This window comes from Dactylosporangium sp. CA-139114 (assembly GCF_050955725.1).
Classification (GTDB): Bacteria; Actinomycetota; Actinomycetes; order Mycobacteriales; family Micromonosporaceae; genus Dactylosporangium.
In genome coordinates, this window is record NZ_CP192080.1 from 9,761,606 (window position 1) to 9,787,238 (window position 25,633).

19 protein-coding genes and 1 pseudogene are annotated in these 25,633 nt (G+C 71.6%); 7 read left to right on the forward strand and 13 right to left on the reverse strand.

Features of this window, described 5'->3' with window-relative positions:
* Nucleotides 1–118 precede the first annotated feature (118 nt).
* Nucleotides 119–856, forward strand: a pseudogene (locus tag ACQP2P_RS43940) (DMT family transporter); the annotation flags it as partial.
* Between the two features lie 72 nt (nt 857–928).
* Here ACQP2P_RS43940 and ACQP2P_RS43945 read toward each other — a convergent pair.
* The 3 genes from ACQP2P_RS43945 to ACQP2P_RS43955 all read right to left on the reverse strand — a co-directional run bounded on the left by ACQP2P_RS43945 (nt 929) and on the right by ACQP2P_RS43955 (nt 4,263).
* Nucleotides 929–1,972, reverse strand: coding sequence for a PHP domain-containing protein (locus ACQP2P_RS43945; RefSeq protein WP_433611325.1), 1,044 nt, complete (start codon nt 1,970–1,972; stop codon nt 929–931).
* Nucleotides 1,973–2,104: 132 nt separating this feature from the next.
* Complete coding sequence (locus tag ACQP2P_RS43950) at nt 2,105–3,556, reverse strand: DUF6114 domain-containing protein (protein ID WP_433611327.1); 1,452 nt, start codon at nt 3,554–3,556, stop codon at nt 2,105–2,107.
* A gap of 62 nt (nt 3,557–3,618) precedes the next feature.
* Nucleotides 3,619–4,263, reverse strand: a complete 645-nt coding sequence (locus ACQP2P_RS43955; RefSeq protein ID WP_433611329.1) for a DUF6230 family protein — start codon at nt 4,261–4,263, stop codon at nt 3,619–3,621.
* A 952-nt stretch (nt 4,264–5,215) separates the two neighbouring features.
* Between ACQP2P_RS43955 and ACQP2P_RS43960 the strand changes: the two genes are divergently transcribed.
* The 5 genes from ACQP2P_RS43960 to ACQP2P_RS43980 all read left to right on the forward strand — a co-directional run bounded on the left by ACQP2P_RS43960 (nt 5,216) and on the right by ACQP2P_RS43980 (nt 12,786).
* Complete coding sequence (locus ACQP2P_RS43960; protein ID WP_433611331.1) at nt 5,216–7,531, forward strand: AbfB domain-containing protein; 2,316 nt, start codon at nt 5,216–5,218, stop codon at nt 7,529–7,531.
* Between the two features lie 209 nt (nt 7,532–7,740).
* Complete coding sequence (locus ACQP2P_RS43965) at nt 7,741–9,648, forward strand: IPT/TIG domain-containing protein (protein WP_433611333.1); 1,908 nt, start codon at nt 7,741–7,743, stop codon at nt 9,646–9,648.
* A 158-nt stretch (nt 9,649–9,806) separates the two neighbouring features.
* A complete protein-coding gene (locus ACQP2P_RS43970) occupies nt 9,807–10,742 on the forward strand; it encodes an efflux RND transporter periplasmic adaptor subunit (RefSeq protein ID WP_433611335.1) in 936 nt (311 codons plus the stop codon).
* Complete coding sequence (locus ACQP2P_RS43975) at nt 10,739–11,416, forward strand: ABC transporter ATP-binding protein (protein WP_433611337.1); 678 nt, start codon at nt 10,739–10,741, stop codon at nt 11,414–11,416. Before ACQP2P_RS43970 ends, ACQP2P_RS43975 begins: the two co-directional genes overlap by 4 nt.
* Nucleotides 11,413–12,786 (forward strand): FtsX-like permease family protein, encoded by a 1,374-nt coding sequence (locus ACQP2P_RS43980; protein ID WP_433611339.1) that lies wholly within the window; start codon nt 11,413–11,415, stop codon nt 12,784–12,786. The genes ACQP2P_RS43975 and ACQP2P_RS43980 overlap by 4 nt, the downstream gene beginning before the upstream one ends.
* Here the strand turns inward: ACQP2P_RS43980 and ACQP2P_RS43985 are convergent.
* Entirely contained in the window at nt 12,783–13,163 is a 381-nt protein-coding gene (locus ACQP2P_RS43985) for a winged helix-turn-helix transcriptional regulator (protein WP_433611341.1), read from the reverse strand. The genes ACQP2P_RS43980 and ACQP2P_RS43985 overlap by 4 nt on opposite strands.
* Before the next feature lie 58 nt (nt 13,164–13,221).
* On the opposite strand from ACQP2P_RS43985, the gene ACQP2P_RS43990 reads away from it, so the two are divergent.
* On the forward strand, nt 13,222–14,043 hold the full coding sequence (locus ACQP2P_RS43990; protein ID WP_433611343.1) for an SDR family oxidoreductase: 822 nt from the start codon (nt 13,222–13,224) through the stop codon (nt 14,041–14,043).
* Between the two features lie 6 nt (nt 14,044–14,049).
* Here the strand turns inward: ACQP2P_RS43990 and ACQP2P_RS43995 are convergent, their stop codons facing one another.
* The 9 genes from ACQP2P_RS43995 to ACQP2P_RS44035 all read right to left on the reverse strand — a co-directional run bounded on the left by ACQP2P_RS43995 (nt 14,050) and on the right by ACQP2P_RS44035 (nt 25,633).
* A complete protein-coding gene (locus ACQP2P_RS43995; RefSeq protein ID WP_433611345.1) occupies nt 14,050–14,730 on the reverse strand; it encodes a hypothetical protein in 681 nt (226 codons plus the stop codon).
* A gap of 88 nt (nt 14,731–14,818) precedes the next feature.
* Nucleotides 14,819–17,614, reverse strand: a complete 2,796-nt coding sequence (locus ACQP2P_RS44000) for a hypothetical protein (RefSeq protein ID WP_433611347.1) — start codon at nt 17,612–17,614, stop codon at nt 14,819–14,821.
* Complete coding sequence (locus ACQP2P_RS44005) at nt 17,611–18,723, reverse strand: ATP-binding protein (protein ID WP_433081194.1); 1,113 nt, start codon at nt 18,721–18,723, stop codon at nt 17,611–17,613. Before ACQP2P_RS44005 ends, ACQP2P_RS44000 begins: the two co-directional genes overlap by 4 nt.
* Before the next feature lie 9 nt (nt 18,724–18,732).
* Nucleotides 18,733–20,043, reverse strand: a complete 1,311-nt coding sequence (locus ACQP2P_RS44010; protein WP_433611349.1) for a vWA domain-containing protein — start codon at nt 20,041–20,043, stop codon at nt 18,733–18,735.
* Nucleotides 20,040–21,386, reverse strand: a complete 1,347-nt coding sequence (locus ACQP2P_RS44015) for a hypothetical protein (RefSeq protein ID WP_433611351.1) — start codon at nt 21,384–21,386, stop codon at nt 20,040–20,042. The genes ACQP2P_RS44010 and ACQP2P_RS44015 overlap by 4 nt, the downstream gene beginning before the upstream one ends.
* Nucleotides 21,386–21,877: a hypothetical protein gene (locus tag ACQP2P_RS44020; protein WP_433611353.1), complete on the reverse strand. Its 492-nt coding sequence runs from the start codon at nt 21,875–21,877 to the stop codon at nt 21,386–21,388. The genes ACQP2P_RS44015 and ACQP2P_RS44020 overlap by 1 nt, the downstream gene beginning before the upstream one ends.
* 68 nt (nt 21,878–21,945) lie before the next feature.
* On the reverse strand, nt 21,946–23,130 hold the full coding sequence (locus ACQP2P_RS44025; RefSeq protein ID WP_433611355.1) for an aminoglycoside phosphotransferase family protein: 1,185 nt from the start codon (nt 23,128–23,130) through the stop codon (nt 21,946–21,948).
* A 13-nt stretch (nt 23,131–23,143) separates the two neighbouring features.
* Nucleotides 23,144–24,952, reverse strand: coding sequence for a molecular chaperone HtpG (gene htpG, locus ACQP2P_RS44030; RefSeq protein WP_433619526.1), 1,809 nt, complete (start codon nt 24,950–24,952; stop codon nt 23,144–23,146).
* 354 nt (nt 24,953–25,306) lie between these two features.
* Nucleotides 25,307–25,633: a DUF5808 domain-containing protein gene (locus ACQP2P_RS44035; protein ID WP_433611357.1), complete on the reverse strand. Its 327-nt coding sequence runs from the start codon at nt 25,631–25,633 to the stop codon at nt 25,307–25,309.

A 25,633-nucleotide genomic window follows, 5' to 3' on the forward strand; every position in this document is an offset into this window, starting at 1 on the left:
ACTGGAGACAGTCTTTCCGGATTGGTGCAGAGTAAGGACTATGACGAGTCCCGCCCCTGACACGAAGCGCTGGCTGCCCGCTTTCGCCGCCGTCGCCCTGATCTGGGGCACGAGCTTCATGTTCATCAAGGACGCGCTCACGGGTCTCGCGCCGGTCTACATCGCGCTCTACCGCATCGCCCTGGGCGCCCTCGCCCTGCTGCTGTTCCTGGCGGTCCGCCGGATCCCGCTGCCCCGCGGGGCCCGGCTGTGGGGTCATCTGTTCCTGTTCTCGGCGTTCGCGGCGACGGTACCGTTCACCCTCTTCGGATACGCCGAGCAACGCGTGCCGTCGGTGCTCGCGGGCATCTGGAACGGCACCGCGCCGCTCACCACCCTGCTGGTGTCCCTGGTAGCGGTCCGGTCCCAGCGGCCCGGCCGGCGCCAGATCTGGGGCCTGCTCACCGGCTTCGTCGGGGTGCTCGTCGTGCTCGGCGTCTGGGAGGGCGTCGGCGGCAGCTCGCTGTCCGGGCAGCTCATGCTCCTGGGCGCGGTCCTGTGCTACGGGATCGCGTTCAACTACACCCGCTGGCTGATGCAGCACTTCGACATCTCGCCGTTCCAGCTCTCGGCCGGCCAGCTGATCATGTCCACGCTGCACCTGGTCGTCGCCGCCCCCATCATCGCCGGGCTGCCGTCGTCGCCGCTCTCGCTGACCCCGCGGGTCTGGCTGGGCGTGCTCGCGCTGGGCGTCTTCGGCACCGGCATCGCCTTCGGCCTGAACTACTACGTCGTGCAGACGGCGGGCGTGACCACGGGCTCGATGGTCACCTACTTCCCGCCCTTCGTGGCGGCCCTCGCCGGCGTGCTCTTCCTCGGCGAGCACCTCACCTGGCACCAGCCGGTGGGCGGCCTGATCGTGCTGCTGGGCGTGGGCATCTCCCAGGGCCTACTGGTGCGACGCCGCCCACGCCAGCAGCTCGTCCGCGGGCCGGGTGTTGAGGATGCGGTCGGCGGGGACCCCGCAGGCGATGGCCCGGGAACACCCGTTGGCGAGCCAGTCGAGCTGCCCGGGCGCGTGCGCGTCGGTGTCGATGGTGAAGCGGCAGCCGGCCTCCAGCGCCACCCGTAACAGCCGCTTCGGCGGGTCGAGCCGCTCGGGCCGCGAGTTGATCTCGATCGCCTTGTCGTGCTCGACCGCGGCCGCGAACACCGCCTCGGCGTCGAACCGGCTCTCGGGCCGCGTGCCCCGCCCGCCGGTGATGAGCCGCCCGGTGCAGTGCCCAAGAATGTCCATCCGCGGGTTCGCCAGGGCCGTGACCATCCGCCGCGTCATGACCTCGGGCTCGTCCTTGAGGTTGCTGTGCACCGAGGCGACCACGACATCGAGCCGGTCGAGCAGTTCGTCGGTCTGGTCGAGCGACCCGTCCGCGAGGATGTCGACCTCGATCCCGGTGAGCAGCCGGAACGACATGCCGAGGTTGCGGAACCCGGCGTTGACGTCCGCGACCACGTCGAGCTGCTCGGCGAGCCGCTCGGCGCTGAGCCCCCGCGCGACCGTGAGCCGGGGCGAGTGGTCGGTGAGCACGAGATACTCGTGGCCGAGCTGCGCCGCGGCCATCGCCATCTCGTCGATCGGCGAGCCCCCGTCGCTCCAGTCCGAGTGCGCGTGACAGTCCCCGCGCAGCGCCATGAGCAGCGCGGCGGTCTCGGCGTCGAGATCCTGCCCCGCGGTGGCCTCGAGCCGCCGCAGGTAGACGGGCTCCTCGCCGTTGAGCGACTCGGCCACGCACCGCGCGGTGACGTCGCCGATGCCCGCGATCTCGGTGAGCGTGCCCGCCCTGACCCGCGCGGCGAGCTCGCCGTCGGGCAGCTTGGCCAGCTTGGCCGCGGCCCCGCGAAAGGCCCGGACCCGGTAGGTCTTCTCGTGGGCGCGCTCGAGCAGAAACGCGATGCGCCGCAGATCGGCGATCGGATCACGCGCTGACGGCATGCGCTCCACGCTAACCGGTGGGGCCGGCTGCCTGGGCATCGCCGCCCTCGCCCGCTGCCCGACAGCCCCTTGCCGCTGTGGTTGCGCAAGAGCCCGGCGCCGAGGGCGCCGGGCTCTTGCACGTGCCGTGGGTCAGTTGGCGTAGGCGATGTTCAGCGCCGGCCCCTTCAGCACGTTGGACCGGACGAACACGAGCTCGATGTCGCAGGCCGTGTAGAAGCCGGGCAGCGGGATCGGGGGCGGGGGGAACGACGGGGTGAAGGTCATCGGGATCAGTCCCAGCACGTTGGCGGTGAACCTCGTGGTGTAGAACTTCACGTCGCCCTCGACCGTCAGCTTCGAGCTCGTCGTGATCAGCTTCCTCGGGCCGCCCGGGGTGTCGAGCTCGAACGGCGTCGACACCGAGTTCTTCATGCTGAAGGCGAGCACCTTCACGGTGCTGCCGTCCTTGCGCGGAAGGTCGACCACGCCCTCGTAGGTCAGCGAGTCCATCGTCATCACGTCCGCCTTCAGGATCGAGGGCTGGGCGGCGACGAAGGGCTGACCGGCGGCCAGCTGGGCCTTCTTGTTGTTCGGGGTCGGCGACGTGCTCGCCGAGGCGCAGGGCGGGGTGGACGTCGAAGGCTTGGCGGGTGTCTTGCTGGTGGCCGCGGACGGGGGCGCAGGCGCGGCGGCGGAGGCCGGCGGCTCGGAGGCCTCGGCGGTGGCCTCGGCGGTGGCCTCGTTCTTGTCACCGCCGGTGAACAGGTCACCCAGCCAGCCCAGCAGGCCCTTCTTCTCCTCCGTCGGCGTGGGCGAAGGGGTCGGGCTGGCGGAGGGTGCGGGGGTGGCCGACTGGGAGCCGGCGGAGGAGGGCTTCGTCGCGGCCGAGGCGGACGACGACGGGCAGGCGGCCGGGGCGGCGTACGCGGAGCCGCCCCGGTTGACCGTGCCCACGAGGGCCACCGCGACCGCCACGACCATCAGCAGCGGGCCCAGGTAACGCCGCTTGGGCAGGTCACCTGGGCCGGCCGATGGGGGGAGCTGCTCATCGGCGCTGCCCGCACCGCCCCCTTCGTAGCGGTCGTGCAGGGGGCTGAACTGCGCGGTCGGGATCTCGTCCCGCAACACCCCGGACGGCGGCCGGGCGTAGGGGTCGTCCGGCTGCTCGGCCAGGATGTCGTCGAGGGGCGCGTCCTCGTAGGGCGACTCGATCGCCGGTGCCGGCTCGACCGGCGGTGCCCCCTCGGCCGCGGGCGCGGCCGAAGGAGTCCAGGCGACCGCCAGGCCGCCGCCGACCAGGCCGAGCACGGTGCCGAGGAAGAAGCCGCCGAGGTTGAGGCCGATCAGCGAGTACAGCGCCGTGACCGTGCCCAGGATGCCGTAGAACAGCCGCTGCTGCGGGCTGAACCAGGTCAGCCCCCCGCAGAGGAGCATGATCAGCGGAATCACGTACGACAGAAAGCCGGTCGGTCCGAAGTGGACCTCCAGCGCCAGCTTGAGGTTTCCGCTGACGAAGAGCTCCACGCCCGACAGCAACAGGAACAGCCCGCCCCAGAACGGCCGCTGGGCACGCCAGCCGGCCGAAGCGTGCGAGGGGGTCACTCGGTCCTCCAAAACAAACAGGGAGCCCGCGGGGCATCACCCCGCGGGCCCTGGTGGAGCTGCTAGAAGCACTCTTCGGCGTTGGCGCCCGTCGAGATGCCGAGGTCGAGGCCGCTCAGCTTGAACGTGCCGGCGGTGGTCGACCAGGCGACCTGCTTGAGGTTGGTGATGACGACGCCGTCGGCCTGCTGGGCGAAGCCGCCCTGGAGGCCCTTGGCGTTCGCGCCGCCCTTGGTGAGGTCGGAGGCGTCGATGCCGATCTGGATGTTGTCGAACGTGGCGTCACCCTTCAGCGACGTCAGGTCGATCAGCAGGTCGGTGGCCTCGGCCGGGTTCTTGGCGTCCTTGCCCGCGTGGATGACCATGGTCACCGGCAGACCGGGCACCTTCACCGACTGGCAGAGGTTGTAGAGCTTGGCCTTCGCGATGCCGGAGACGGCGACGGGGTGGTTCTTCGGGTCGGCCGGGTTCGAGGCGTTGCCGCCCTTCTCCGTGGCCATGCCGCCGTACTGCACGAAGCCGGTCCCCTCCAGCCGGTCGGCGGAGACCTTGAACTGACTGCCGGACACGTTGAACGACGCGGCGATGGCGCCGGTCGCCTGGCCGAACACGATGGCGCCGGCGATGAAGCTGGCCGGCACGACGACGGTCGCGAACCGCTTCCATCGCGTGCGGCCCGTCGCCGCGCTGCCCTGAGCTACGGACACGTAGGGCTCCTCTTGTCGCGGGGTGCTGGTGGTGCGGCGCTCCTGCTGTGCGGGCGCTCGCATCGCGCCTTTCGGGGCCGGTCTCTGGACGCTGCCGGGCGGGGGGTCCAGGGGCCGGGGTCGGGGCGTGCCGACGATGTTGCCGGGTACCTCGCGCGGGTACAAGAGCGCTCGTTACCGACGGGTAACCCTGCAGTTCGGAAATTCATACGCTCCGTAGTCGGTTCCGGGCGGCTTTCCGCGGAGCGACGCGCGGCCTACGCCATCAAATCGGACAGAAGCCCACTGTGACCGCTACCACACGTGACCGATTCCGGCGATTGTCACGGTTTCATAACGACAAACCCGCGGGGTTCTTTTTTCAGAAGGTGCATCGACATTGAGCGCTGCCAGCGAGGTCGATGGCTAGTCAGCCCTCACAACGAACCGTTTGACGCGAAGGGTCGGCGCCCCCGCCAGCGGCCCACAAGTGCGCAAGCGCGGTCGGCGCGCGTCTTGGCTGGCCGAACCCCGCAGCTCAGGAAGGACACCCCCGCACATGGCACCATTCCCGCGCCGATGGCGACGGCTGCCCACCGCGGCGTCGCTCGTCCTCGGCGGATCCACCGTGGCCGTCGTGTCCGATGCCCCGGCCGCCGCCGCGATCCCCATCCCCGCCTCCGACGACGCCTCCTACACAGACAAGGGCGGGCAGCTGGGAGACGTTCAGGCCGATCCGCAACCCGGACGGCATCGTCAGCCTGCAGGCGGCGGAGAACAATGGCGCCGGCCCGCTGATCGCCGATCGGGACGCGATCGGGCCCTGGGAGCGATGCACAACCGCCCAGTAATACGTATCGGTAGACGTTGACACTTCTCGTTGGAATATGAGTGGATGTGTTGGTCCGTGAGGGTGTATGAGAGCCCTCGCGGACCGGCTACGGCCGCCACCGTTGCCTCGAGGAGTGTTCGCATGCAGCTCTCCAGACGGGTCGCGCTCGCGCTCGCCCCGCTCGTCGCCACCGCCGGCCTACTGGTCGCCTCCGCGCAGCCGGCCAGCGCCTGGACCCCCAAGACCCCGCCCATGACGACGCCGTGGACCAACTCGGTGCCGACCACCAACCCGCTGCCCGAATACCCGCGGCCGCAGATGACCCGGGCGAACTGGCAGAACCTGAACGGCATCTGGGACTTCGCCGTCACCGGCAGCGGGCAGACGACCCCGCCGGGCACGTTCGGCGAGCAGATCCGGGTCCCGTTCCCGGTCGAGTCGGCGCTGTCCGGCATCCAGCGCAAGATCACCGAGAACGACCGGATGTGGTACCGCCGCACCTTCACCGTCCCCGCGGGCTGGTCGGGCCAGCGCGTCCAGCTCAACTTCGGCGCCGTGGACTTCCAGACCACGGTCTGGGTCAACGGCACCCAGGCGGGCGCGGTGCACAGCGGCGGCTACGACGCCTTCACCTACGACATCACCCCGCTGCTGGGCGGCGGGACGAACACGATCGTCGTCGGGGTGTACGACCCGACCGACGCCGGCAGCCAGGCCGTCGGCAAGCAGCGGCGCAACGACGTGCTGCCGCACGCGGGCGGCGGGATCTTCTACACCGGCGCCTCGGGCATCTGGCAGACCGTGTGGCTGGAGCCGACGCCGACGGCCCGCATCACCCGGGTCGACCTGGTGCCGAACCTGAGCAACAACACGCTCTCGGTGACCGCGTTCGGCACGGGCCTGTCCGGGCAGACGGTGACCGCCACCGTGTCGTCGGGCGGCACGACGGTCGGCACCGCGAACGGCAGCGCCGGCTCGGCGTTCAGCGTCCCGGTCCCCAACGCGCACCGGTGGACCCCGAACGACCCGTTCCTCTACGACGTGAAGGTCGAGCTGAAGAGCGGCGCGGCGGTCGTCGACTCGGTCGGCAGCTACGCGGGCATGCGCTCGATCTCGATCGGCACTGTCAACGGCAAGCTGCGCATCCTGCTCAACGGCCAGTTCGTGTTCCAGAGCGGCACCCTCGACCAGGGCTACTGGCCGGACGGCATCTACACCGCCCCGACCGACGCCGCGCTGCGCTCGGACCTGCAGGCGCACAAGGACCTGGGCTTCAACATGGTCCGCAAGCACATCAAGGTGGAGCCGCAGCGCTGGTTCTACGCCGCCGACCAGCTCGGCCTGCTCGTGTGGCAGGACATGCCGGCCATGCCGACCGGCAAGAACCCGGACACGGCGGCGCGCACCCAGTGGGAGGCCGAGTACCACCGCATCATCGACCAGCACCGCAGCTCCCCCGCGCTGGTCATGTGGGTCGACGAGAACGAGGGCTGGGGGCAGTACGACCAGGCCCGCATCGCGAGCGACGTGAAGGCCTACGACCCGTCGCGCCTGGTCGACAACATGAGCGGGATCAACTGCTGCGGCTCGGTCGACGGCGGCAACGGTGACGTGCTCGACAACCACATCTACGTCGGCCCGGGCGCGACCCGCCCGTCCGGCACCCGCGCCGCGGTCCTCGGCGAGTTCGGCGGCCTGGGCCTGCGGGTCTCGGGCCACGAGTGGTCGCCCGGCAACGGCTTCTCCTACGAGGACCAGCCCAGCGCGGCCCGGCTCAACGACCGCCTCAACGGGCTCTACGAGCAGATCCGCACCGGCGGCATGCCGCAGGGGCTCTCCGCCTCGGTCTACACCGAGATCACCGACGTGGAGAACGAGAGCAACGGCCTGCTCACCTACGACCGGCAGGTGGTGAAGGTGGACGCGGCCCGGCTGCGGGCCAGCAACCAGGCGCTCATCAACGCCTCGGCCAGCCCCGTCGGCTCGGCCACGCTGCAGACGGGCGTCTACAAGTCGCTGCGCGCGACGACGGCCTGCTGCACGAACCGGTACGCGCGCCACCGCGACGGCCTCGGCTACACCGACGTGGTCGACGCCAACAGCGCGGCGCTGCTCAAGCAGGACGCGACCTGGCGCGTGGTGCCCGGCCTCGCGGACTCGTCGTGCTACTCGTTCGAGTCGCGCAACTACCCGGGGCAGTACCTGCGGCACCAGGCGTTCCGGGTGCGCAAGGACGCCAACGACAACTCGGCGCTGTTCAAGGCCGACGCGACGTTCTGCGCGCAGCAGGGCAACGGGGGCGTCCGGCTGACGGCCTGGAACTTCCCGGGGCAGTACCTGCGGCACTACAACGCGGAGCTGTGGCTGGCCACGCCGGGCGGGCCGAACCCGTACGACGCGGCGGGGCTGTTCGTCGAGGACACCACCTGGTCCGTCGACGCGCCCTGGGCACCGTGAACGTGCTCTGAGGACGGCCGGCTCCGAAGGAGCCGGCCGTTTTCGCACCACGGACGTCGGGATTCCTGGCGGGAGCGACGGTCAGCCAGTCCCGCGGACCCGAGCAAAACTCTTCTGCACCCTGATGCATCCCTGCTCGAACGAAGGGCGGCCCCGGGCACGCCGATCTACGGCGTATCGCGGTCACCAATCCCCCGTTAGGAGCACGGATGCGCCTTCTCACCTCGGCCCTGGGCCTCGCGCTGGCGGCGGGCGGCTCGCTGCTCGCCGGCGCGTCGCCCGCGCTGGCCGACACGACCGCGCTGCCCCATGCCGTCGGAGGCTTCGCGGCCCCCACGACCCGGGTCAACGCAAGCGTCCCCGCCTTCCGCGCGCAGGACGCGCTGCCGGACAGCGCCTCCCTCGTCGCCAACCTTCCCCCCGTCGGCGACCAGGGCCAGATCTCCTCGTGCGTCGCGTGGACGATCGCCCACTCGATCATGGGGTACTACGCCAAGCGCGACGGCGGCACGGGCGCCCCCTACGCCCCGCTGTACCTCTACATGCGCTCGGTCGCCAAGGGCGGCGCGCCCAATGCCGGCCTCAACCCCGACCGGGCCCTCCAGGAGGCGGCCACCTACGGCGTCGACACCCAGGACGACTACGTCCAGGGCGTCTACGGCTACCAGACGGCCCCGACCGCGGCCGAGGTCGCCAACGCGGCCAACTACAAGCTCTCCGGCTGGAACGCGCTGTGGGTCGGTGACAAGCAGGGCGACAAGGCCAAGACCGCGATCAAGACGGCCATCGCCGCGGGCTCGCCGGTCGCGATCGGCATGCCGGTCTTCAAGGACTTCATGTACCTCAAGGGCAACTCCCTCTACAACACGCTCACCGGCACCAGCCTCGGCGGGCACATGATCACGGCGTACGCGTACGACGCCGACGGCGTGTGGATCCGCAACCAGTGGGGCACCAACTGGGGCGCGAGCGGCGACGCGCACCTCTCGTGGTCGTTCGTCACCACCGACGTGCAGGCGGCGTACACCGTCAGCGGCCTGCGCTCCCCGGAGAAGGCGGTCGTCCCGGCCCCGGCGGTCACCTCGCTGTCCGTGGTCCGCGGCCCGGTCGCCGGCGGCACCAAGGTCGTCGTCAGCGGCGCCAACCTCTCGGCCGCGACCGCGGTGAAGTTCGGCGGCGTCGACGCGGCGTTCACCAGGGCCGAGGCGAACGGCATCACCACGCTCGTCGCGACCACCCCGGCGCACGCCAAGGGCAGCGTCGACGTGACCGTGACCAACCCGACCGGCACCAGCGCGCTCAACGCCCTGGCCAAGTACACGTACCTCCCGCCGGCCCCGGCCGTCACCAAGCTCTCGGCGACCTCGGCCTCGACCGCGGGCGGCGACGTCATCACCGTCACCGGCACGGACCTCTCCGGGGCCACCGGGGTCAAGCTCGGCAACTCCGCGGTCGCCGGCTTCAAGGTCGCCGCGCCGACCACGCTGACGTTCCCGGTCCCGGCCAAGCTCGCGGCGGGCGGCTACGACGTCACCGTCACCACGCCGTACGGTGTCAGCACGGTCGTCCCGGCCGGCCGGCTCACGCTGGTCGCCCCGGCAGCCCCGACCGTGGCCTCGCTGAGCACCAGCACCGGCCCGACCTACGCGGCCACGCCCGTCACGGTCACCGGCACCGGCTTCGGCACGCTCAAGTCCGTCACCGCGGGCGGGGTGAACCTCGCCTTCACCAAGGCCTCGGACACCCAGATCAAGGTGACGATGCCGATCCACGCGGCCGGCAAGGTCACCCTGAAGCTCACCAACGCGGGTGGCAGCTACGAGGCGACGGCCCTGCCGTTCACCTACGTGGCCCCGGCCGCGCCGTCGGTCGCCTCGCTCCTGCCGAGCTCGGGCGGCACCAAGGTCTCGACCACCGTCACGCTCGCCGGCGCCAACCTCGGCGGCGCGACCAGGGTGACCGTCAACGGCGCCACGGTCAGCTTCACCAAGGTCTCCGACACCCAGCTGCGCATCGTCCTGCCGCCGCACGCGGCCGGCGCGACGACCGTGCAGGTGACGACGCCGGGTGGCACCAGCGCCGCCGCGGCGGGCGCGACCTTCACCTACAAGGTCTGACCCTCGCTCCACCGGCCCCATCCCCCGTTTCGGGGGATGGGGCCGATTGCGTGCATCCCCCGAATGGGGCAACGGCGTCATACCAATGGCGGTTAGCCTGTGCCCTACTTCGATGAGCCGGGGGTTGCCGGATGCGAGGGTTCCTACCTGTACTAGCGGTGCTCGGCCTACTGGCCGGGTGCACCGCGTCCGGGGCGCGCGAGTCGCCGCCCCCGGGCCTGGCCGATCGCGGCACCGCGGTGACCACCGCGAAGCCGAGCCGCCAGGACCTCACGAACAAGGTGAGCCTCGGGGGGAAGGTCGCGCTCAACCCGACCTTCGGGCTCGTCGCGCCGATCGACGGCGAGGTGCGGTTCCTCGACGTGAAGGCGCCGACCGGCACGCCCACCAAGCCGACCAAGGTGGCCAACATCTGGGCCGGCGGGAAGGCGACCGCGGTCGAGGTCCCGGCTGGCGCGACGTTCGCCGGACGGCTCGTCGACGACCGGGCCAAGGTGACCGCGGGCATGCCGATCGTCTCGGCACGCCAGGGCGGCTACGGGATCGTCGCCGACATCGACGGCGCCCAGGCCTACCAGGTGACCGACTCGCTGCAGTCCGTCACCGCGCAGATCAAGAGCGGCCCCGGCCCGTTCCCGTGCGCCGTGCTCGGCACGCTCGCCGCGCTGCCGGGCGGGACGATCCCCGAGCCCAAGGCGCCCGCGGCCAACGCGAACCCGAGCGCGGCCCCCGTCGTCCAGCCCACCCAGGGGCAGACGCAGCAGCCGTCGGAGGCGACCGGGATGCGGCTGGTGTGCACCGGCCCGGCCGACGCGAAGCTCATCAACGGCGCGGCCGCCACCGTGGAGATCGTCACCGCGAAGGCGTCCGGCGTGCTGGTGCTGCCGGTGGAGGCGGTCGCCGGCTCGCAGGGCAAGGGCAAGGTCGAGGTGGTCAAGGCCGACCAGTCGCGCGAGATCCGCGAGGTGACGCTCGGGCTCACGGACGGCAAGGTCATCGAGATCAAGAGCGGGATCACCGAGGCCGAGACCGTCGCGGTGCCCGGCCCCAACATCCCCGACGCCAAGAGCGGCGGCCAGGGGGCCGGGAAGTGATCATCGAACTTTCCGGCATCACCAAGACGCTCAAGGGACAGTCCCAGCCGCGCACCATCCTCGACGGGGTCGACCTCACCGTGGACGAGGGCGAGAGCGTGGCGATCCTCGGGCGCTCGGGCTCGGGCAAGAGCACGCTGCTGAGCCTCATCGGGCTCTTCGACCGACCGGACTCGGGCACCTACCTGATGGGCGGCCGCGACCTGGCCCGCATCTCCGAGCGCCGGGCGGCCGCGCTGCGCAGCGCCGAGTTCGGCTTCGTCTTCCAGCGCTTCTTCCTGCTCAAGCACCTCACCGCGGCGCAGAACGTGGCCATGGCGCTGGTGAACGGCCAGGGCTGGCTGCCGCGGCGCAAGCGGCGCGCCCGCACCATGGAGGCGCTCGAGCTGGTCGGCATCGCGCACCTGGCCAAGAACCGGCCCGCGCGCCTCTCCGGCGGCGAGCAGCAGCGGGTCGCGATCGCGCGGGCGCTGGTGCGCCGGCCGCGGCTGCTCCTGGCCGACGAGCCCACCGGCGCGCTGGACACCGAGACCGGCAACCTCGTGATCGAGGTGATGCGCGCGGCCACCGATCGCGGCTGCGGGCTCATCCTGGTCACCCACGACCAGACCCACGCGGCGAAGATGCAGCGGGTCCTGCGCCTGTCCGACGGCGTGCTCGGGGCCGTCGCATGATGCGGCTCTCGGGGCGGTTCCGGTCCGCGCTCATCATCGGGTTCCAGGGCATCCGCGCGCGCAAGATGCGCACGTTCCTGTCCATGATCTCGCTCTTCCTCGGGGTGCTCGCGGTCGTCACGGTGCAGGCGGGGGCGGAGACCGTGCGCACCCTGCGGCTCGCCGACGTGGAGCTGCAGCAGGGCCGGGACGGCACCCGGGTCATGTACGTCCAGCCGTTCGGCGACGCCACGAAGATCACCAAGGAGACGATCGCGGGCCGCCCCGGCGCCGCGGCGACCTACGGCCTGCGGGCCATCATCGGCGAGCCCCGGGTCCGCCCGATCAACCCGGGCGCGATGCCGTTCGAGCACCTGGACCAGATGGATGGCGGCGAGGTGTACGGCCCGGAGACCAGGTTCGAGATGCAGTGCGACGACACGGGCGCCTGCCGCCCGGTCCCCGTGAACGCCTCGGCCGCGCTGCCCAAGGGCGCGGCGATCGAGGTGCAGCTCGTCGCGCTGGTCAACGACGTCCGCCAGTTCCGCCCCTTCCGCCCGGTGGCGGGGACGTTCCTCGACTTCTCGGGCGAGCCCTCGTACTCGCCCCGCCTGGTGATCAACAAGGCGGCCGCGGTCGGCTTCGCGAAGTACCGCGTCCCGGCGGAGATGCGCCTGGACGGCGCCACCGCCAACCCGACCCCGCGCATCATCGGCGTGGTCGACGACGGCAGCTCCCAGCCGACCGCCTACGCGCGGGCCGACGAGATCGACAACTGGCTGCCCGCGGCCACGGCCGCCCCGCCCACCCCCGCGGACCCCAAGGCCGCGATGATGATCTCGGGCCCGTCGCTGGAGGTGAGCTTCGCGCCCGGCAACGGCGAGCTGGAGGCGCTGCTGACCCGCAAGCTGATCGCCGCCGGCGTGCCCCGCGAGTCCCTCCACGTCGACGAGCGCAACGCCCGCAAGGACTTCGAGCAGGAGCTGGCCATCCTCAACGCGATCTTCCTGGCGATGGCGGGCCTGGTGCTGCTGATCGGCGTGGCCGGCATCCTCAACGTGGGCCTGGCGACGGTGGGCGAGCGGGTCGAGGAGTTCGCCCTGCGCCGGGCGGTCGGCACCCCGCGCATCCTCCTGGCCGGCATCGTCCTGGCCGAGACGCTCCTGACCGGGTTGCTGACGGCGGGCGCGGCGATCGGCACGGCCGCGGCGGGCGTCAGCGTGGCCACGCAGGTCCTGGGCGACCGGATCCCGCAGCTGCGGGACGTCTCCTTCCCCTGGCAGGCCGGGGTGGCGGGCGTGATCGCGGGCCTGATCGCCGGCATCCTGGGCGGCTCGATCCCGGCCCTGCGAGCGGCCCGCATCCCCATCGCGACGGTGATGCGCGCCTAGGCGGGATCCTCACCGGCGTCGTAGCGCTCCTGGGCGAGGGTGATCTGCGGCATCTCGGCCTCGACCAGCTCGATGAGCTCGACGAGCTTGGCGGCGATCCTCGTCCCGGAGTCGGTCAGGCTGTACTCGACCCGGGGCGGGATCGCGCTGTGCACCTCCCGCACGACCAGCCCGTCGCGCACCAGCGCGTGGAGCGTCTGCGACAGCATCTTCTCGCTCACTCCGTCGACCCGCCGGCGCAGCTCGTTGAAGCGGTGCGTGCCCTCGTGCAGCGCGGCGAGGGTCAGGATTCCCCACCGGCCGGCGACGGTCTCCATGACGGGCCGCGACGTGCAGTTGCGCGCGAAGACGTCGAACACCAACGGGTCGAGGGACATGTCACTACGATAACCGAACGGGTTGCACTTTCTAAAAGTTAGTGCCTACTATCTGGAAATGACCATCACCGTAACCGGCGCGACCGGGCACCTGGGACAGCTGATCCTGACCGAGCTGAAGGGATACGACGTCCGCGCCGTCGCCCGCCGACCGGAGGCGATCGAGGGCGTCGAGGCCCGCCTCGGCGACTACGACCGCCCGGAGACCCTGGCGAGCGCGTTCGCGGGCACCGACACGCTCGTCTTCATCTCCGCGAGCGAGGTCGGCCGGCGCGAGGCGCAGCACCGCGCCGTCATCGAGGCGGCCGTCGAGGCCAAGGTCGGGCGGATCGTCTACACGAGCATCACGCACGCCGACACCAGCCCGATCCCGATCGCGCCCGAGCACAAGACGACCGAGGCCCTCCTCAAGGACAGCGGCATCCCGTACACGTTCCTGCGCAACAACTGGTACTTCGAGAACTACACCGGCAACCTGGCCGGCACCGTCGAGCACGGCGTGGTCATCGGCTCCGCCGGCGACGGCCGCATCGCCGCCGCGACCAGGGCCGACTACGCCGCGGCGACCGCCGTGGTCGCGCGCACCGAGGGCCACGAGAACAAGATCTACGAGCTCGGCGGCGACCAGGCCTTCACGATGAGCGAATTCGCCGAGGCGGTCGCGCAGCGCTTCGGCAAGCCCGTCGCGTACCAGGACCTGCCCGTCGCGGACTACGCCAAGGCGCTCGAGGGCTTCGGCGTGCCGAGCGCGTTCGCCGACGTGCTCGCGCACTCGGACGCGGCCATCGCGAAGGGCGCGCTCGACGTGGTGACCGGCGACCTCAGCCGGCTCATCGGCCGGCCCACGATCACGCTGGCCGAGTTCCTGCGCCAGCTGTAAGGCGAACTACCGCGGCGCCTCGATGAGATCGGCGACGCGCACGAGCGGCCCGAACCGGGCGGGAATCCCGTCCGGTTCGCCCAGCCGCCCGCTCTGCACGACCATGAGCTCGTCACCGAAGAGGCTCCAGTCCGGCAGCCAACCCGACAGCTGCTCGGCGACCAGGTCCCGGCCGAACAGGTCCCGCACCATCTCGGGCCGCTCCGCCGAGATCCGGAACGCGCTGTCGAACGGCTCGTAGCCCAGCGCCGTCGAGCGGTCCCCGAACAGCGACCGCCCGAACCGGGACATCGCCCCGCGCCGGTGCACCGAGACCGCCGGCCACGATCCCCGCACGCGCACCACCCAGACCACGAAGTGATGCGTCTGACTGCTGGTCGACGTCGTGCCGTCGGCGCCCGAGGTCGTGCTCGTCGTGGTGTACGAGTACTCGCCCACCGAGACCGGCCGTCCGCCGACCGTGCCGCTGAGCGCCAGCGAGACGCCGCGCGGGTTGCGCCCCGGCAGCCGTCGCCACCAGTCCGCCGGCGGCCGCGGCACGTACTGCCAGCGGTTGCGCACCGCCCAGACCTCGAGCAGCTCGCGCCGCTGCCGTTCCCGCCGCCGCGACACGACGACCGCGACGACCATCAGCGTGAACGCCAGCGCGACGCACACGCCTCCGACGACGAACACGGACGCGTCCATGCACCCACGCTACGAGCACCCGGCAAGGGGCCGGGCCCTCGACGACCGTTGCGGTCATCGAGGGCCCGGCGCGCCGCCCCGGTACGGCCTAGACCGGAGCGGCGAGCAGAGCGGCCAACGCGTCGGCCGTCGCGGGATGCTCGGACAGCAGCGCCGGCGGCCCGTCGCCACCGGCGGCCGCCGCCGTGGCGGGCTGCCAGGTTACCGGTAGCCCGAGGGCCGAGGCCAGCGCGTCCGTCGTGACCGGGTGCGCGGCCAGGAACCCCACGACCGGCCCGGTCGCGGGAGCCGCGGCCGCCACCGGGGCCGGTCCTCGCGCGGCCCGCCACGGCGGCACGAACGCGTCCACCGCCGCGAGACCGGCCGGGAACGTCCGCCCCGCCTCGCGGATGAGCACCGGCACCAGCTCGCCCGCCTGGTCGCGCAGCGTGGTGATGAGCGTCGGCAGCCACGGCAGCAGCACCGGGTCGGGCAGCTTCGCGAACGCGTTCGACATGAACTCGACCACGAACGGCGTCAGCTTCGGCGCCGGGTCCAGCGCCTGGATGAAGCCGCTCAGGTATTGCGGCACCGACGGCACCACCAGCGGGTTGGCCAGCAGCTCGGCCCCGCGCGCCCGCAGGTCGGCCAGCGGCAGCAGACCGAGCTGGTGGTGGGCCGACCACAGCAGCGCCACCTTCGCCGGACTCTCCGGGTGCGACTGCCGCACGGCGATCTCCAGCTGCGCCCGGTCGCACCCGAGCGCCAGCGCCAGGCTCTCCATGGTGAACAGGAAGCCGAGCATCGCCGCGACCTGCCGGACCCCGGTCTCGTCGTCGACGAACGCGGTCGGCAGCAGGGTGCAGTAGTGCGCGTAGCCCGCGGTGACGAACGACTCCGCCCAGGCCGGCAGCGCCGGCTCGGTCGCGCGGTAGTGGGCCAGCAGCCGCCGGATGCGCTTGAGCACCTCCGGGGCCTCGTCCACGGTGCGCTCGGCCGCGAGCAGCTCCACCGCCCGGGCGCCGAGCTCGTCGGTGAAGCGGCGGCTGCCGAGGAACAGGATCGAGTCCTCGACCGCCCGCAGCGCCACCGCGGCCGTGGCGTCGGGCGCCCACACCGCTCGGCGCAGCCGCTGCTCGACCACCTGCTCGACGGTCACGCCCTCGTAGCCCAGCTCGATGATGTACCGCTGGTGCTTGCCGATCGCGAGGTCCCAGCTCTCCTGGATCGACTTCTCGCCCAGGCGCCGGGTGCCCATGATCGGCCGGACGGCCCCCTCCGGCAGGAGATACCGCAGCATCCACAACAGATGCGAGGCGGGCCCGAGCTCGGGCCGCCCGGCCAGGTCGAGCAGCGCCCGCTGGACCGTCGAGCGGGTCAGGTCCAGCCCGATCGGGGCGAGCCGGTCGTAGACGTCCTGGGCCAGCGGCGGCAGCGCCTCGTAGCCGACCTGCCCGACCCGGTCGCCGCCGAGCAGGATCTCGCAGAGCCGCCGCACGTCGCGCCGCCCCGGCACCACGTCCTTCTCGATGCACGTGACCGCGGCGTCCTGGAAGTCGTACGGCGTCGGCCGCGCCCGGTTGCGCATGCCCGCCAGCAGGATCGACGTCTCGAACACGGCGATCGCGTCGGCGGTGCTGGACAGGTAGCCGTTGCGCCGGGCGAGCCGCACGATGTCGACGCACCAGCCGAGCAGCTCCTCCTCGTCGAGCGCGTCGAGCGTCGGCGGGCTGGCGAGGAACCCGGTGAGCCGGTCGGCCACCGGCTCGTCGGCCGCCGCGGTGCCGGCCGCGACCGCCTTGCGCTTGCGGCTGCCCTTCTGGCCCTCGAGCTGAAACGGCGTGAGCCGGGCTCGCGTGATCGACTTCTGCCAGGTCGCCGCGGCGATGGAGACCGAGCCCGAGGCGAGGCCGAACTGCGCCTCGATCGCCGAATGGCTCGACGGGATCAGCCCGTAGAGCCACTTCGTGGCCGTGCGCGGGCTGATGTCGAAGTCGGGCACCCCCTCGGCGGTGCCGAACTCCTCGACCCGGCTCGCCGCGTGGAAGGCGCCGCAGACGTACAGGCAGTCGGCCCGGTCGACGCCGGTGCGCGCCAGGTGCTCGCGCATGCGCGTCCACATGTACCGCTCCCGGTCCTCGTCGACCTTGACCCGCCCCGGGTCCGGCGGGGAGAGCCGCCGGAACAGGCTGCCGATGAGCACCATGACCTGCCGGTAGGTGGCGTAGTCGGCCCCGGCCAGGGGCTGCTCGACGTATTGGTCCCACCACTCCGACCAGTGCCGCACCTTGCCGTGGTGCAGCAGGTGCCGCTCCAGCTCGGCGAAGCGCGGCCGCAGGTCGCCGATCTCGATGCCAACCGCGTCGCCGTGCAGGTCGGTGTCCTCGGACTCCTCGCCGCCCTCGGCCGGCGGCGTGTCGTGCTCCTCGCGCGACTGCCACTGGAAGACATGGTCGGTGGAGCGGTCGACGAGCACGAGCTCCACGCTGGGCGTCTCCAGCGCGTAGGCGATCGCCTGATACTCCGCCGACGCCTCGGTGATCGGCGCGACGATGCTCAGCGGCCCCCACTCCTGCGGGAACCCGTCCAGCTGCGACGCGAACGCCTGCAGCGCCACCGGCAGCCGGCAGTTGCGCAGCTCGGTCAGCAGCGGGCCGAGGTCCTCGCACAGCTCCAGGTAGATGACCTTCGGCTGCTTCTCGCGCAGGCGGCGGACCATCGCCAGCCCGGACGCCGGCGAGTGGTGGCAGACCGGGAAGATCTCCAGCTCCTCGCGCAGCGCCCGGTCGACGTCGTCGACGATCCCGGCGAGGATCTCCGGGACCACGTCCGGCCCCTCGGCGAAGGCCGTGGCCGCCTCCACCAGCTGGGACCGGAGCGCGTCGAACGGCTGGGTCGCGGTCATGACAGGGTGGCGATCGCCTGACGGCCGCCCTCGAGGAACGCCGGCCACTCCCCGCCGTCCTCCTTGCTGCGCGGCTCGACGACCCCGTGCCAGTACTTGTTCAGGATCGCCAGGTCCTCGGGGCTGCGCCGGGCCAGTGAACCGACCAGCGACCCGGCCAGCGTCTCGGCCCGCAGGCTGCGGTCGCCGAAGAACGTGCTGTGCAGGATCGCGTCCTCCAGCACGCCGATCTGCTCGGCGGTCGACAGCGCCGACTCGAGCTTCTCGTCGTCGCTGGTCGCCGAGGCGGCCGCTGCCCGCAGGTCGGCGAAGCTCTGCAGCAGGATGTCGAGCAGGTTGGGCGGCACGTCGAGCTCGATCTCGTGCCGGCGCAGCAGCTCGGTGGTGCGGAAGCGCACGATCTCCGCCTCGCTCTTCTTGTTCGTCACCACCGGGATGCGCACGAAGTTGAACCGCCGCTTGAGCGCCGAGGACAGGTCGTTGACGCCCCGGTCGCGGCTGTTGGCGGTGGCGATGATGGAGAAGCCGGGCTGGGCGAAGACGATGTTGTCGTCGTCGAGCTCGGGAATCGAGACGTACTTCTCGGACAGGATCGAGATCAGCGCGTCCTGCACGTCGCTCGTCGAGCGGGTCAGCTCCTCGAACCGCCCGATGACACCCTTCTCCATCGCGGTCATGATCGGCGACGGGATCATCGAGGCCCGCGACTGCCCCTTGGCGATGACCATCGAGACGTTCCAGGAATACTTGATGTGGTCCTCGGTCGTGCCCGCCGTGCCCTGCACCACCAGCGTCGAGTTGCGCGAGATCGCGGCCGCGAGCAGCTCGGCGAGCCAGCTCTTGCCGGTGCCCGGGTCGCCGATGAGCAGCAGGCCGCGGTCGGAGGCCAGCGTCACGATGCTGCGCTCGACGAAGCTGCGGTCGCCGAACCACTTCTGGGAGATCTCGCGGTCGAGCCCGTCGGCGCGTTCGGAGCCCAGGACGAACAGCCGGACCATGCGCGGGCTGAGCCGCCACGAGAAGGGCTTGGGGCCGTCGTCGATCGACTCGAGCCAGTCGAGCTCTTCGGCGTATTTGACCTCGGCGGGGGCGCGAAGCATGTCAGTCATGAGGGTCTCCTAGGCCAGGAAGCTCTTGAGTTCGGAAATGAGCTTGCGGACGTGCCCGGACAGCACGGGGGTGCCGAGGTCCTTGAAGCGCTGGCGGAACCAGGGGTTGACGCTCTGCTCGCCGCCGCTGCTCACGGAGCCGATCGGGATGAACTTGACGCCGGAGCGGTGCACCGCCTGGATCATGTCGAACAGCGGCTGGGACCGGTCGAACTCGTAGAAGTCCGAGATCCAGACCATCACCGTGTTGCGCGGATCGCTGATCTTCGGCTGGGCCATCGCCATCGCGACCGGCCCGTCGTTGCCGCCGCCGAGCTTGGTGCGCAGCAGCACCTCGAACGGGTCGTGCACCCACGGCGTGAGGTCCAGCGCCCGGGTGTCGTAGGCGATGAGGTGCACGTCCACCTTCGGCAGGCCCGCGAAGATCGAGGCGAGGATGGTGCAGTTGACCATCGCGTTGACCATCGAGCCGGACTGGTCGACGACCACGATCAGCCGCGCCGGGGTGGTGCGCTTGGCGGTCTGCTTGTAGAAGAGCTTGTCGACGTAGAGCCGCTCGTCCTCGGGGCTCCAGTTCGTCAGGTTCTTCCAGATCGTGCGCTCGATGTCGAGGTTGCGGTAGACCCGCTTGGGCGGCACCGACCGGTCGATCTCGCCGACGCTGCTCTGCTGCACCTGGGTGCGCAGCACCGCGGCCACCTCGTCGACGAACCGGCGGATCAGCGCCTTGGCGTTGGCCAGCGCGACCCCCGACAGGTTGCTCTTGTCCCGCAGCAGCTGCTCGATGAGCGACATGCTCGGGGTCAGCTGCTTGGCCAGGGCCGGGTTGGCCAGCACCTCCCGCAGGTGCATCCGCTTGACCAGGTCGCCCTCGATGCCGCCGAGCACGCCCGCGAGGCCGCCGGCGCTGGGCCGCCCGCGCAGCTCGCCCGGGGCCATGCCGAGCGCCTTCTCGAACCACCCGGCGTCGGCCTGCCAGTTGCTCAGCTGGGCCGCGCTGACGTTGCCGTGCCCGGTGTTGAAGACGTTGATGAGCAGCTTGGACACCAGCGCCGCCCGGCGCACCGCGGCCCCGTCGCCCTCCTGGTCGCCGCCGGGCGCCGGGGCCATCAGGCCCTCGAACTCGGCGGCCAGCTCCGGGTGGCGCTGGACGAGGTTGTCGACCGTGACGCCCGGGTCGAGCAGCGCCGGCGGGAGGCCGATGTCGTCGACGATCGCGACGCTGGCGGACTCCAGGGACATCTGCTCGTCGGCCTCGAAGAGCCGCCCGAGCATGCGCCAGTAGAGGACCTGGCGCCGGTTCTCGTCGGCGGTCGTCATTTGCGCAGCAACCTTCCGGCCCGCTCGCGCAGCACCTCGACCGCCTCGCCGGCCGACTTGGCCGCCTTCGCGTCCGCGGGGCCGAGCGCCCAGTCGCCGGTGTGCACGCCGACCGGCTTCTTCTTCACCGTGGCCTGCACGCCGAGCGGCTGCACCGTCCAGGCGCCGTCGTCCCAGCGCAGCAGCCCGATGGCCGCGGTCGCGGCGGAGACGGCCGCCGGGGTCAGCGGCCCGCAGGCCGGCAGCCGGGTCGTGTCGAGGGTGACGGCGGCGAGGTCCTCGACGAGCACCGGCTCGGCGATGCGGACCGGGTGGCGCTCCAGCGGCGGGGTGGCCGGGGCGAGCGCGGCGCCGAGGTGCACCCGGGCGGTGGTGAAGGGGTCGGCCGGGTCGCCGGGCCGGGCCTGCGCGTCGCGCCAGATCAGGTCGCCGCCGGCCAGCAGCGGCATGTCGGTGAGGTCGAGCGCGCGGTGCTCGGCGAGCGCGGTGAGCAGCATCGGGTGGCCGGCCAGCAGGCGCCAGATCGCCGGGCCGACGATCGTGTCGACCTTCGCCGCGGAGACGCTCGCGCGCACCAGCCGGGTGGGTGCGCCGGTGACCTCCAGCACGCCGTGGACCTGCACCTGCACCGCGGTCGGGTGCTCGTGGACGTCGGTGCCGAGGACGTAGAGCCGTCCGGTCACCGTCTCGGCCGGCGCGGACCGCCGCGACTCGCGGGCCAGCAGCAGCGCGCGGCTCCACAGGTCGGCCCAGCGCCGCAGGGGCACCGGGTCCATCGTCGCGATCGGGCTGCCGGCCCGCAGCTCCGCCGCGAGCCCGTCGAGCAGGACGGCGAGGCGGCGCAGCCCCGGGTCGCCGAGCGCGGCCTCGGTCGCCTGGCCGGCCGCGGCGACGAGGTCGTGGTCGACGCCCCGCCAGCCGGTGATCGCGAGCTCGCGCAGCCATGACCGGGCGCCGCCGAGCACGGGGGTGGCGGCCGCGGCCGGTCGGTCCCCGTCCTGCCGCTCGCCGTGCCAGTCGGCCCGCGAGCGCCCCAGCGCCGCGTCGGCCCGGGCGAGCAGGGCGTCGTGGACCGAGCCGAAGAGCGCGATCCTCGCGGCGGCGAGGGCGAAGAGGTGGTCGTCGGCGACGGAACCGGCCACGATCTTGTCGACGGCCTCGGCGACCGACTCGCGCAGCGGGCTGCCGGAGAACGCCCCGGCCAGCGCGGCGAGCGCCGCGGCCCGGTCCTCGTCGATGCGGGCGAAGCCGTGCAGCAGGCCGTCGTCGACCGCGCCGGCGGTCTCGAGCGCCGCGGCGATCCCGGTGTCCGGGCCGGCGTCGGTGAAGAGTGTGGACAGCATCAGCGCTCCCCGGCCGGGGCGACGGACGGGAACCAGTGCAGCTCCGGGATGGGCTCGTCGCTGCCGGGCAGCTCCAGGTAGGCCAGGTGCCGCAGGAAGCCGCTGAACACGGTCGCGGCCGGGGTCGGCTCGTGGCGCGCCTTGAGCCCGCGGACCAGCGGGGTGGCGTCGTCGACCTCGATGCGCAGGTAGCGCGCGACGCGCTCGCGGCCGTATTGCAGCTGGGCCTCGTCGAGCAGGGCGACCAGGTGCTTGCACGGGCTGTCGCCGCGCAGGCCACCGCAGGGCCGGTTGTTGTTGGTGCTGCAGCTCAGGCCGTGGGAGCCGGCGCCGATCGAGGAGACGTAGACCCGCTCGATGTCCGATCCGCTCGACACCACGCCCTGCAGGCGGCCGTCGGCGAGTTCGACGAACGGCACCTTGGCCAGCTTGCGGGGCTGCACGGGCGGTATGACCACCGCCGTCGAGCGCGTTTCGACGCTCAAGACCATCTACCTCCAGCGTTTGGGGGTGATCCCTGACGCTGGATGTTGTATCGCATGGGTACGACAAAAACGCGTCAGGCCAGTTCGACGGCCCTTCGCAGGCAGGCCGGGACGTCGTCGGCGTGGTACGGCCATTCACTCGGCTCGATGTTCTGGACGAACGTCGCGTAGACGACGGCGCCGAGGAGCGCGGCCACCGGCTCCAGCAGGCGGGCCGCCCGGGCCGGGTCGCTGCCCGGCGCGACCTGCCGCCAGAGCCCGGCCCAGTGCTCGACCAGCGCGTCCGCCTCCCCGGCAGGCAGCCCCTCACGGAGCCTGAGCACGTCGAACGCCGGATGACCGAGGAACGCGTCGCCCCAGTCGAGGATGACCGGCAGTACGGATGCCGCGAAACGAACGTTGCCCGCGTGGAAGTCCCCGTGCACGAGGGTCTCGGGCAGGCCGCACGCCTCCACCGCGGCGAGGCGGTCCGGCAGGCTCTCCAGCAGCGCGCCGAGCCCGAGGATGTCGACCAGCCAGGGCTCCGTGACCGCCTCGATCTGCTCCCACAGCAGCGATCCGCGGCGGTCCCGCACGCCCCGCTCGGACAGCGCCTCGACGTCGTCGAGCGCCCGCTGCTGCAGGCCGTGCAGCTGGTCCGCCATGGCGACGCGGGCCGCGAACGGGGCGCCGAAACCGTCCTCGCCCGGCAGGTGCCCGAGCAGCTCGCGGCCGGTCCCGTCGGCGGCGATCAGCGGCGGCGCGACCCCGGGCGCGACCGCGCCGAGCCACGCCAGCACCTCGTGCTCGGTCCGCAGGAACGGCGGCAGGTGCTTGAGCCAGACCGTTCCCCACGCCGTCTCCAGCCGCCACAGCGCCGAGAGATTCCAGGTCTTTCGCTGCCGGGTCGCTTCGGGGGTACCGTATCCAGCCGCCTCGAGCGCGTCCCGCGCCCAGGCGATCGACGCCGCCGGCCCGCCCACCTCCGCGAAGGGCGCCCGGCGTTCGTGCGGCAGCGGGCGGAACGACGTCGGTTCGAGCTCGGGGGTCCCGCGCTCCAGCTGGGCGAGGTAGGTCACGACGCCCCCGGGCGGGTGGGGCCGGTCGGCGTGCAGCAGCCGCAGCACGCTGATCTCGGCCCCGTAGCGCCGAGCCCCCTCGACCAGCTCCTCGACCTCGGGCCAGTACGGGATCTCCACGTCGAACGCCGGAAGCCGGCCCAGCACGGCGCCGTCCCCGTCGACGAGGACGAGGACGGCGGTCCGTGTGGGCAGGCTCATCGCGATGTCGCCGCTACAGCGATCGGGCCAGGCGGTCGGCGAGCAGGCGGGTGAAGCGCGACGGGTCGGCCAGCTCCCCGCCCTCGGCGAGCAGCGCCATGCCGTAGAGCAGCTCCGCGGTCTCGCCCAGCGCCGGCGCCTCGGCGTCGGCCGCGAACGAGTCGCGGAGCCCGGACACGAGCGCGTGGTCGGGGTTGAGCTCGAGAATGCGCTTGGTGTGCGGCATTTCCTGACCCATCGCGCGATACATCTTCTCGAGCGTCGGCGTGATGTCGTGCTCGTCGCCGACGATGCAGGCCGCCGACGTCGTCAGGCGCGTGGAGAGGCGCACCTCCTTGACGTCCGCCTCGAGCTTCTCGCCGAGCCACCGCAGCAGCGGCGCGAAGCCCTCACTGCGCTCCGCGGGAATCTCCTCGCTGCCGAGGTCGACCTGGCCCTTGGCCACGGACTGCAGCTGCTTGCCGTCGTACTGCGTGACCTGCTCGACCCACACCTCGTCGACCGGGTCGGTGAGGATGAGCACCTCGTAACCCTTGGCGAGGAACGCCTCGAGGTGCGGCGAGTTCTCGACCATCGCGCGGGTCTCGCCGGTCATGTAGTAGATGTCGCTCTGGCCCTCCTTCATGCGCTCCACGTATTCGCGCAGCGAGGTGGGCTCGTCCTTCGAGTGCGTCGACGGCAGGCGCAGCAGGTCCAGCAGGGTGTCACGGTTCTCGGCGTCGTCGAGCAGGCCCTCCTTGAGCGCGCGGCCGAACTCGTTCCAGAACGTGGCGTACCGCTCCGCGGGCATGTCCTTGAGGGTGGAGAGGACCTTCTTGACGAGCCGGCGCCGGACGGCCTGGATCTGGCGGTCCTGCTGCAGGATCTCGCGGGAGATGTTGAGCGAGAGATCGTGCGCGTCGACGACGCCCTTCACGAATCGGAGGTACCGCGGGGTGAGCGCCTCGCAATCGTCCATGATGAACACGCGCTTGACGTACAACTGCACGCCGCGGTGCCCGTCGCGCATGAAGAGGTCGAACGGGGCGCGGGCCGGGATGAAGAGCAGCGCCTCGTATTCGAAGGTGCCCTCGCCGCGCATGTGAATGGTCTCGAGCGGGTCGGTCCAGTCGTGGCTGACGTGCTTGTAGAACTCGTTGTACTCCTCGTCCGCCACCTCGCTGCGCGGCCGGGCCCAGAGCGCCTTCATCGAGTTCATCGGCGCGCCGGACTCAGCCGCCGACTCGGCCCCGGCCAGGCGGATCGGCCAGGCGATGAAGTCCGAGTACTTCTTGACGATCTCGCGGATCTTCCATTCCGCGGTGTAGTCGAAGAGCTGGTCCTCGCTGTCCTCGGGCTTGAGGTGCAGCGTGACGCTGGTGCCCTGGGGCGCGTCCTCGATCGACTCGATCTCGTAGGTGCCCTCGCCCGCCGACTCCCAGCGCGTGCCCTGGCTCTCGCCGGCCTTGCGGGTCACGAGCGTCACCTTGTCGGCGACCATGAACGTCGAGTAGAAACCGACGCCGAACTGGCCGATGAGCTCCGCCCGCTGCTGTTGTTCGGGCGATTCCCGCAGCCGCTTGAGCAGTTCCGCGGTGCCGGACTTGGCGATGGTGCCGATGAGCGAGACGACATCGTCGTGGGACATCCCGATGCCGTTGTCCCGAACGGTCAGCGTCCGCTCGTCCTTGTCGATCTCGAGCTGGATGTGCAGGTCGCTGGTGTCGACCTCCAGCTCCTTGTTCACCATGGACTCCAGGCGCAGTTTGTCAAGCGCGTCCGAGGCGTTCGAGATCAGCTCGCGCAGGAAGATGTCCTTGTTCGAGTAAATCGAATGGACCATCAACTGCAGCAGCTGCCGCGTCTCGGCCTGGAACTCCAGCGTCTCGCTCACTCCGACTCCCTCTCGAAGGCTGTGGCCGCCGAAAAGAATACTCACTCCGGGGCTCGTCGCAGGGTGGCCAGGTTCCGATACTCCCGCCGGTGTGAGGCCGGGCCGACCCGCGGTCTCTCTGCGCGGCCCGCACACGGGCCTTCACCCGCGGATCCCGGAGCCCACGGGCCGGTCGTGCGAGGTGGAACAGATCTGGATCATTGACCATGCGGGAGGGCCGGATCGCCGGGATCCGGGCGGTCAGCGACCGGCCGGGCATATTCCTGCGGCCGGGGTGTGGATTGGCCCGGAGCGGACCGATCGTCAGCGGCCCTGGTGGCCGGCGACGGTGCCGATGGCGATGCTCAGCGCGATGAAGGCGAGCAGCCCGAAGACGGTCTGCCAGGCGCGGCGGTGGCCGAAGTTGATCGTCCAGCCCAGGCCGAGCCGCTTGGGGACGACCAGGTTCGGGTCGTCGGGGTTGGCGTAGATGAAGCCGTACCAGCCGCGCTCATCGTCGCGGCGACCCGGCCGGGTGCGGGCGCTGATGGGGGCGCCCCGGCGGTTGATCGGGATGACGACGACGGCCAGCGCACAGATCGCGACGATCAACGCGACCGCGAGCAACTGGGCGAGCACCGGATGGGTCAT

What these genes read in the sequence shown, in the direction of transcription:
- ACQP2P_RS43945 (WP_433611325.1), bottom strand. Translation starts at nt 1,972, where the DNA reads ATGCCGTCAGCGCGTGATCCGATCGCCGATCTGCGGCGCATCGCGTTT.
- ACQP2P_RS43960 (WP_433611331.1), top strand. Translation starts at nt 5,216, where the DNA reads ATGCAGCTCTCCAGACGGGTCGCGCTCGCGCTCGCCCCGCTCGTCGCC.
- ACQP2P_RS43965 (WP_433611333.1), top strand. Translation starts at nt 7,741, where the DNA reads ATGCGCCTTCTCACCTCGGCCCTGGGCCTCGCGCTGGCGGCGGGCGGC.
- ACQP2P_RS43980 (WP_433611339.1), top strand. Translation starts at nt 11,413, where the DNA reads ATGATGCGGCTCTCGGGGCGGTTCCGGTCCGCGCTCATCATCGGGTTC.
- ACQP2P_RS43985 (WP_433611341.1), bottom strand. Translation starts at nt 13,163, where the DNA reads ATGTCCCTCGACCCGTTGGTGTTCGACGTCTTCGCGCGCAACTGCACG.
- ACQP2P_RS43990 (WP_433611343.1), top strand. Translation starts at nt 13,222, where the DNA reads ATGACCATCACCGTAACCGGCGCGACCGGGCACCTGGGACAGCTGATC.
- ACQP2P_RS43995 (WP_433611345.1), bottom strand. Translation starts at nt 14,730, where the DNA reads ATGGACGCGTCCGTGTTCGTCGTCGGAGGCGTGTGCGTCGCGCTGGCG.
- ACQP2P_RS44000 (WP_433611347.1), bottom strand. Translation starts at nt 17,614, where the DNA reads ATGACCGCGACCCAGCCGTTCGACGCGCTCCGGTCCCAGCTGGTGGAG.
- ACQP2P_RS44005 (WP_433081194.1), bottom strand. Translation starts at nt 18,723, where the DNA reads ATGACTGACATGCTTCGCGCCCCCGCCGAGGTCAAATACGCCGAAGAG.
- ACQP2P_RS44010 (WP_433611349.1), bottom strand. Translation starts at nt 20,043, where the DNA reads ATGACGACCGCCGACGAGAACCGGCGCCAGGTCCTCTACTGGCGCATG.
- ACQP2P_RS44015 (WP_433611351.1), bottom strand. Translation starts at nt 21,386, where the DNA reads ATGCTGTCCACACTCTTCACCGACGCCGGCCCGGACACCGGGATCGCC.
- ACQP2P_RS44020 (WP_433611353.1), bottom strand. Translation starts at nt 21,877, where the DNA reads ATGGTCTTGAGCGTCGAAACGCGCTCGACGGCGGTGGTCATACCGCCC.
- ACQP2P_RS44025 (WP_433611355.1), bottom strand. Translation starts at nt 23,130, where the DNA reads ATGAGCCTGCCCACACGGACCGCCGTCCTCGTCCTCGTCGACGGGGAC.
- htpG (WP_433619526.1), bottom strand. Translation starts at nt 24,952, where the DNA reads ATGGTCCATTCGATTTACTCGAACAAGGACATCTTCCTGCGCGAGCTG.
- ACQP2P_RS44035 (WP_433611357.1), bottom strand. Translation starts at nt 25,633, where the DNA reads ATGACCCATCCGGTGCTCGCCCAGTTGCTCGCGGTCGCGTTGATCGTC.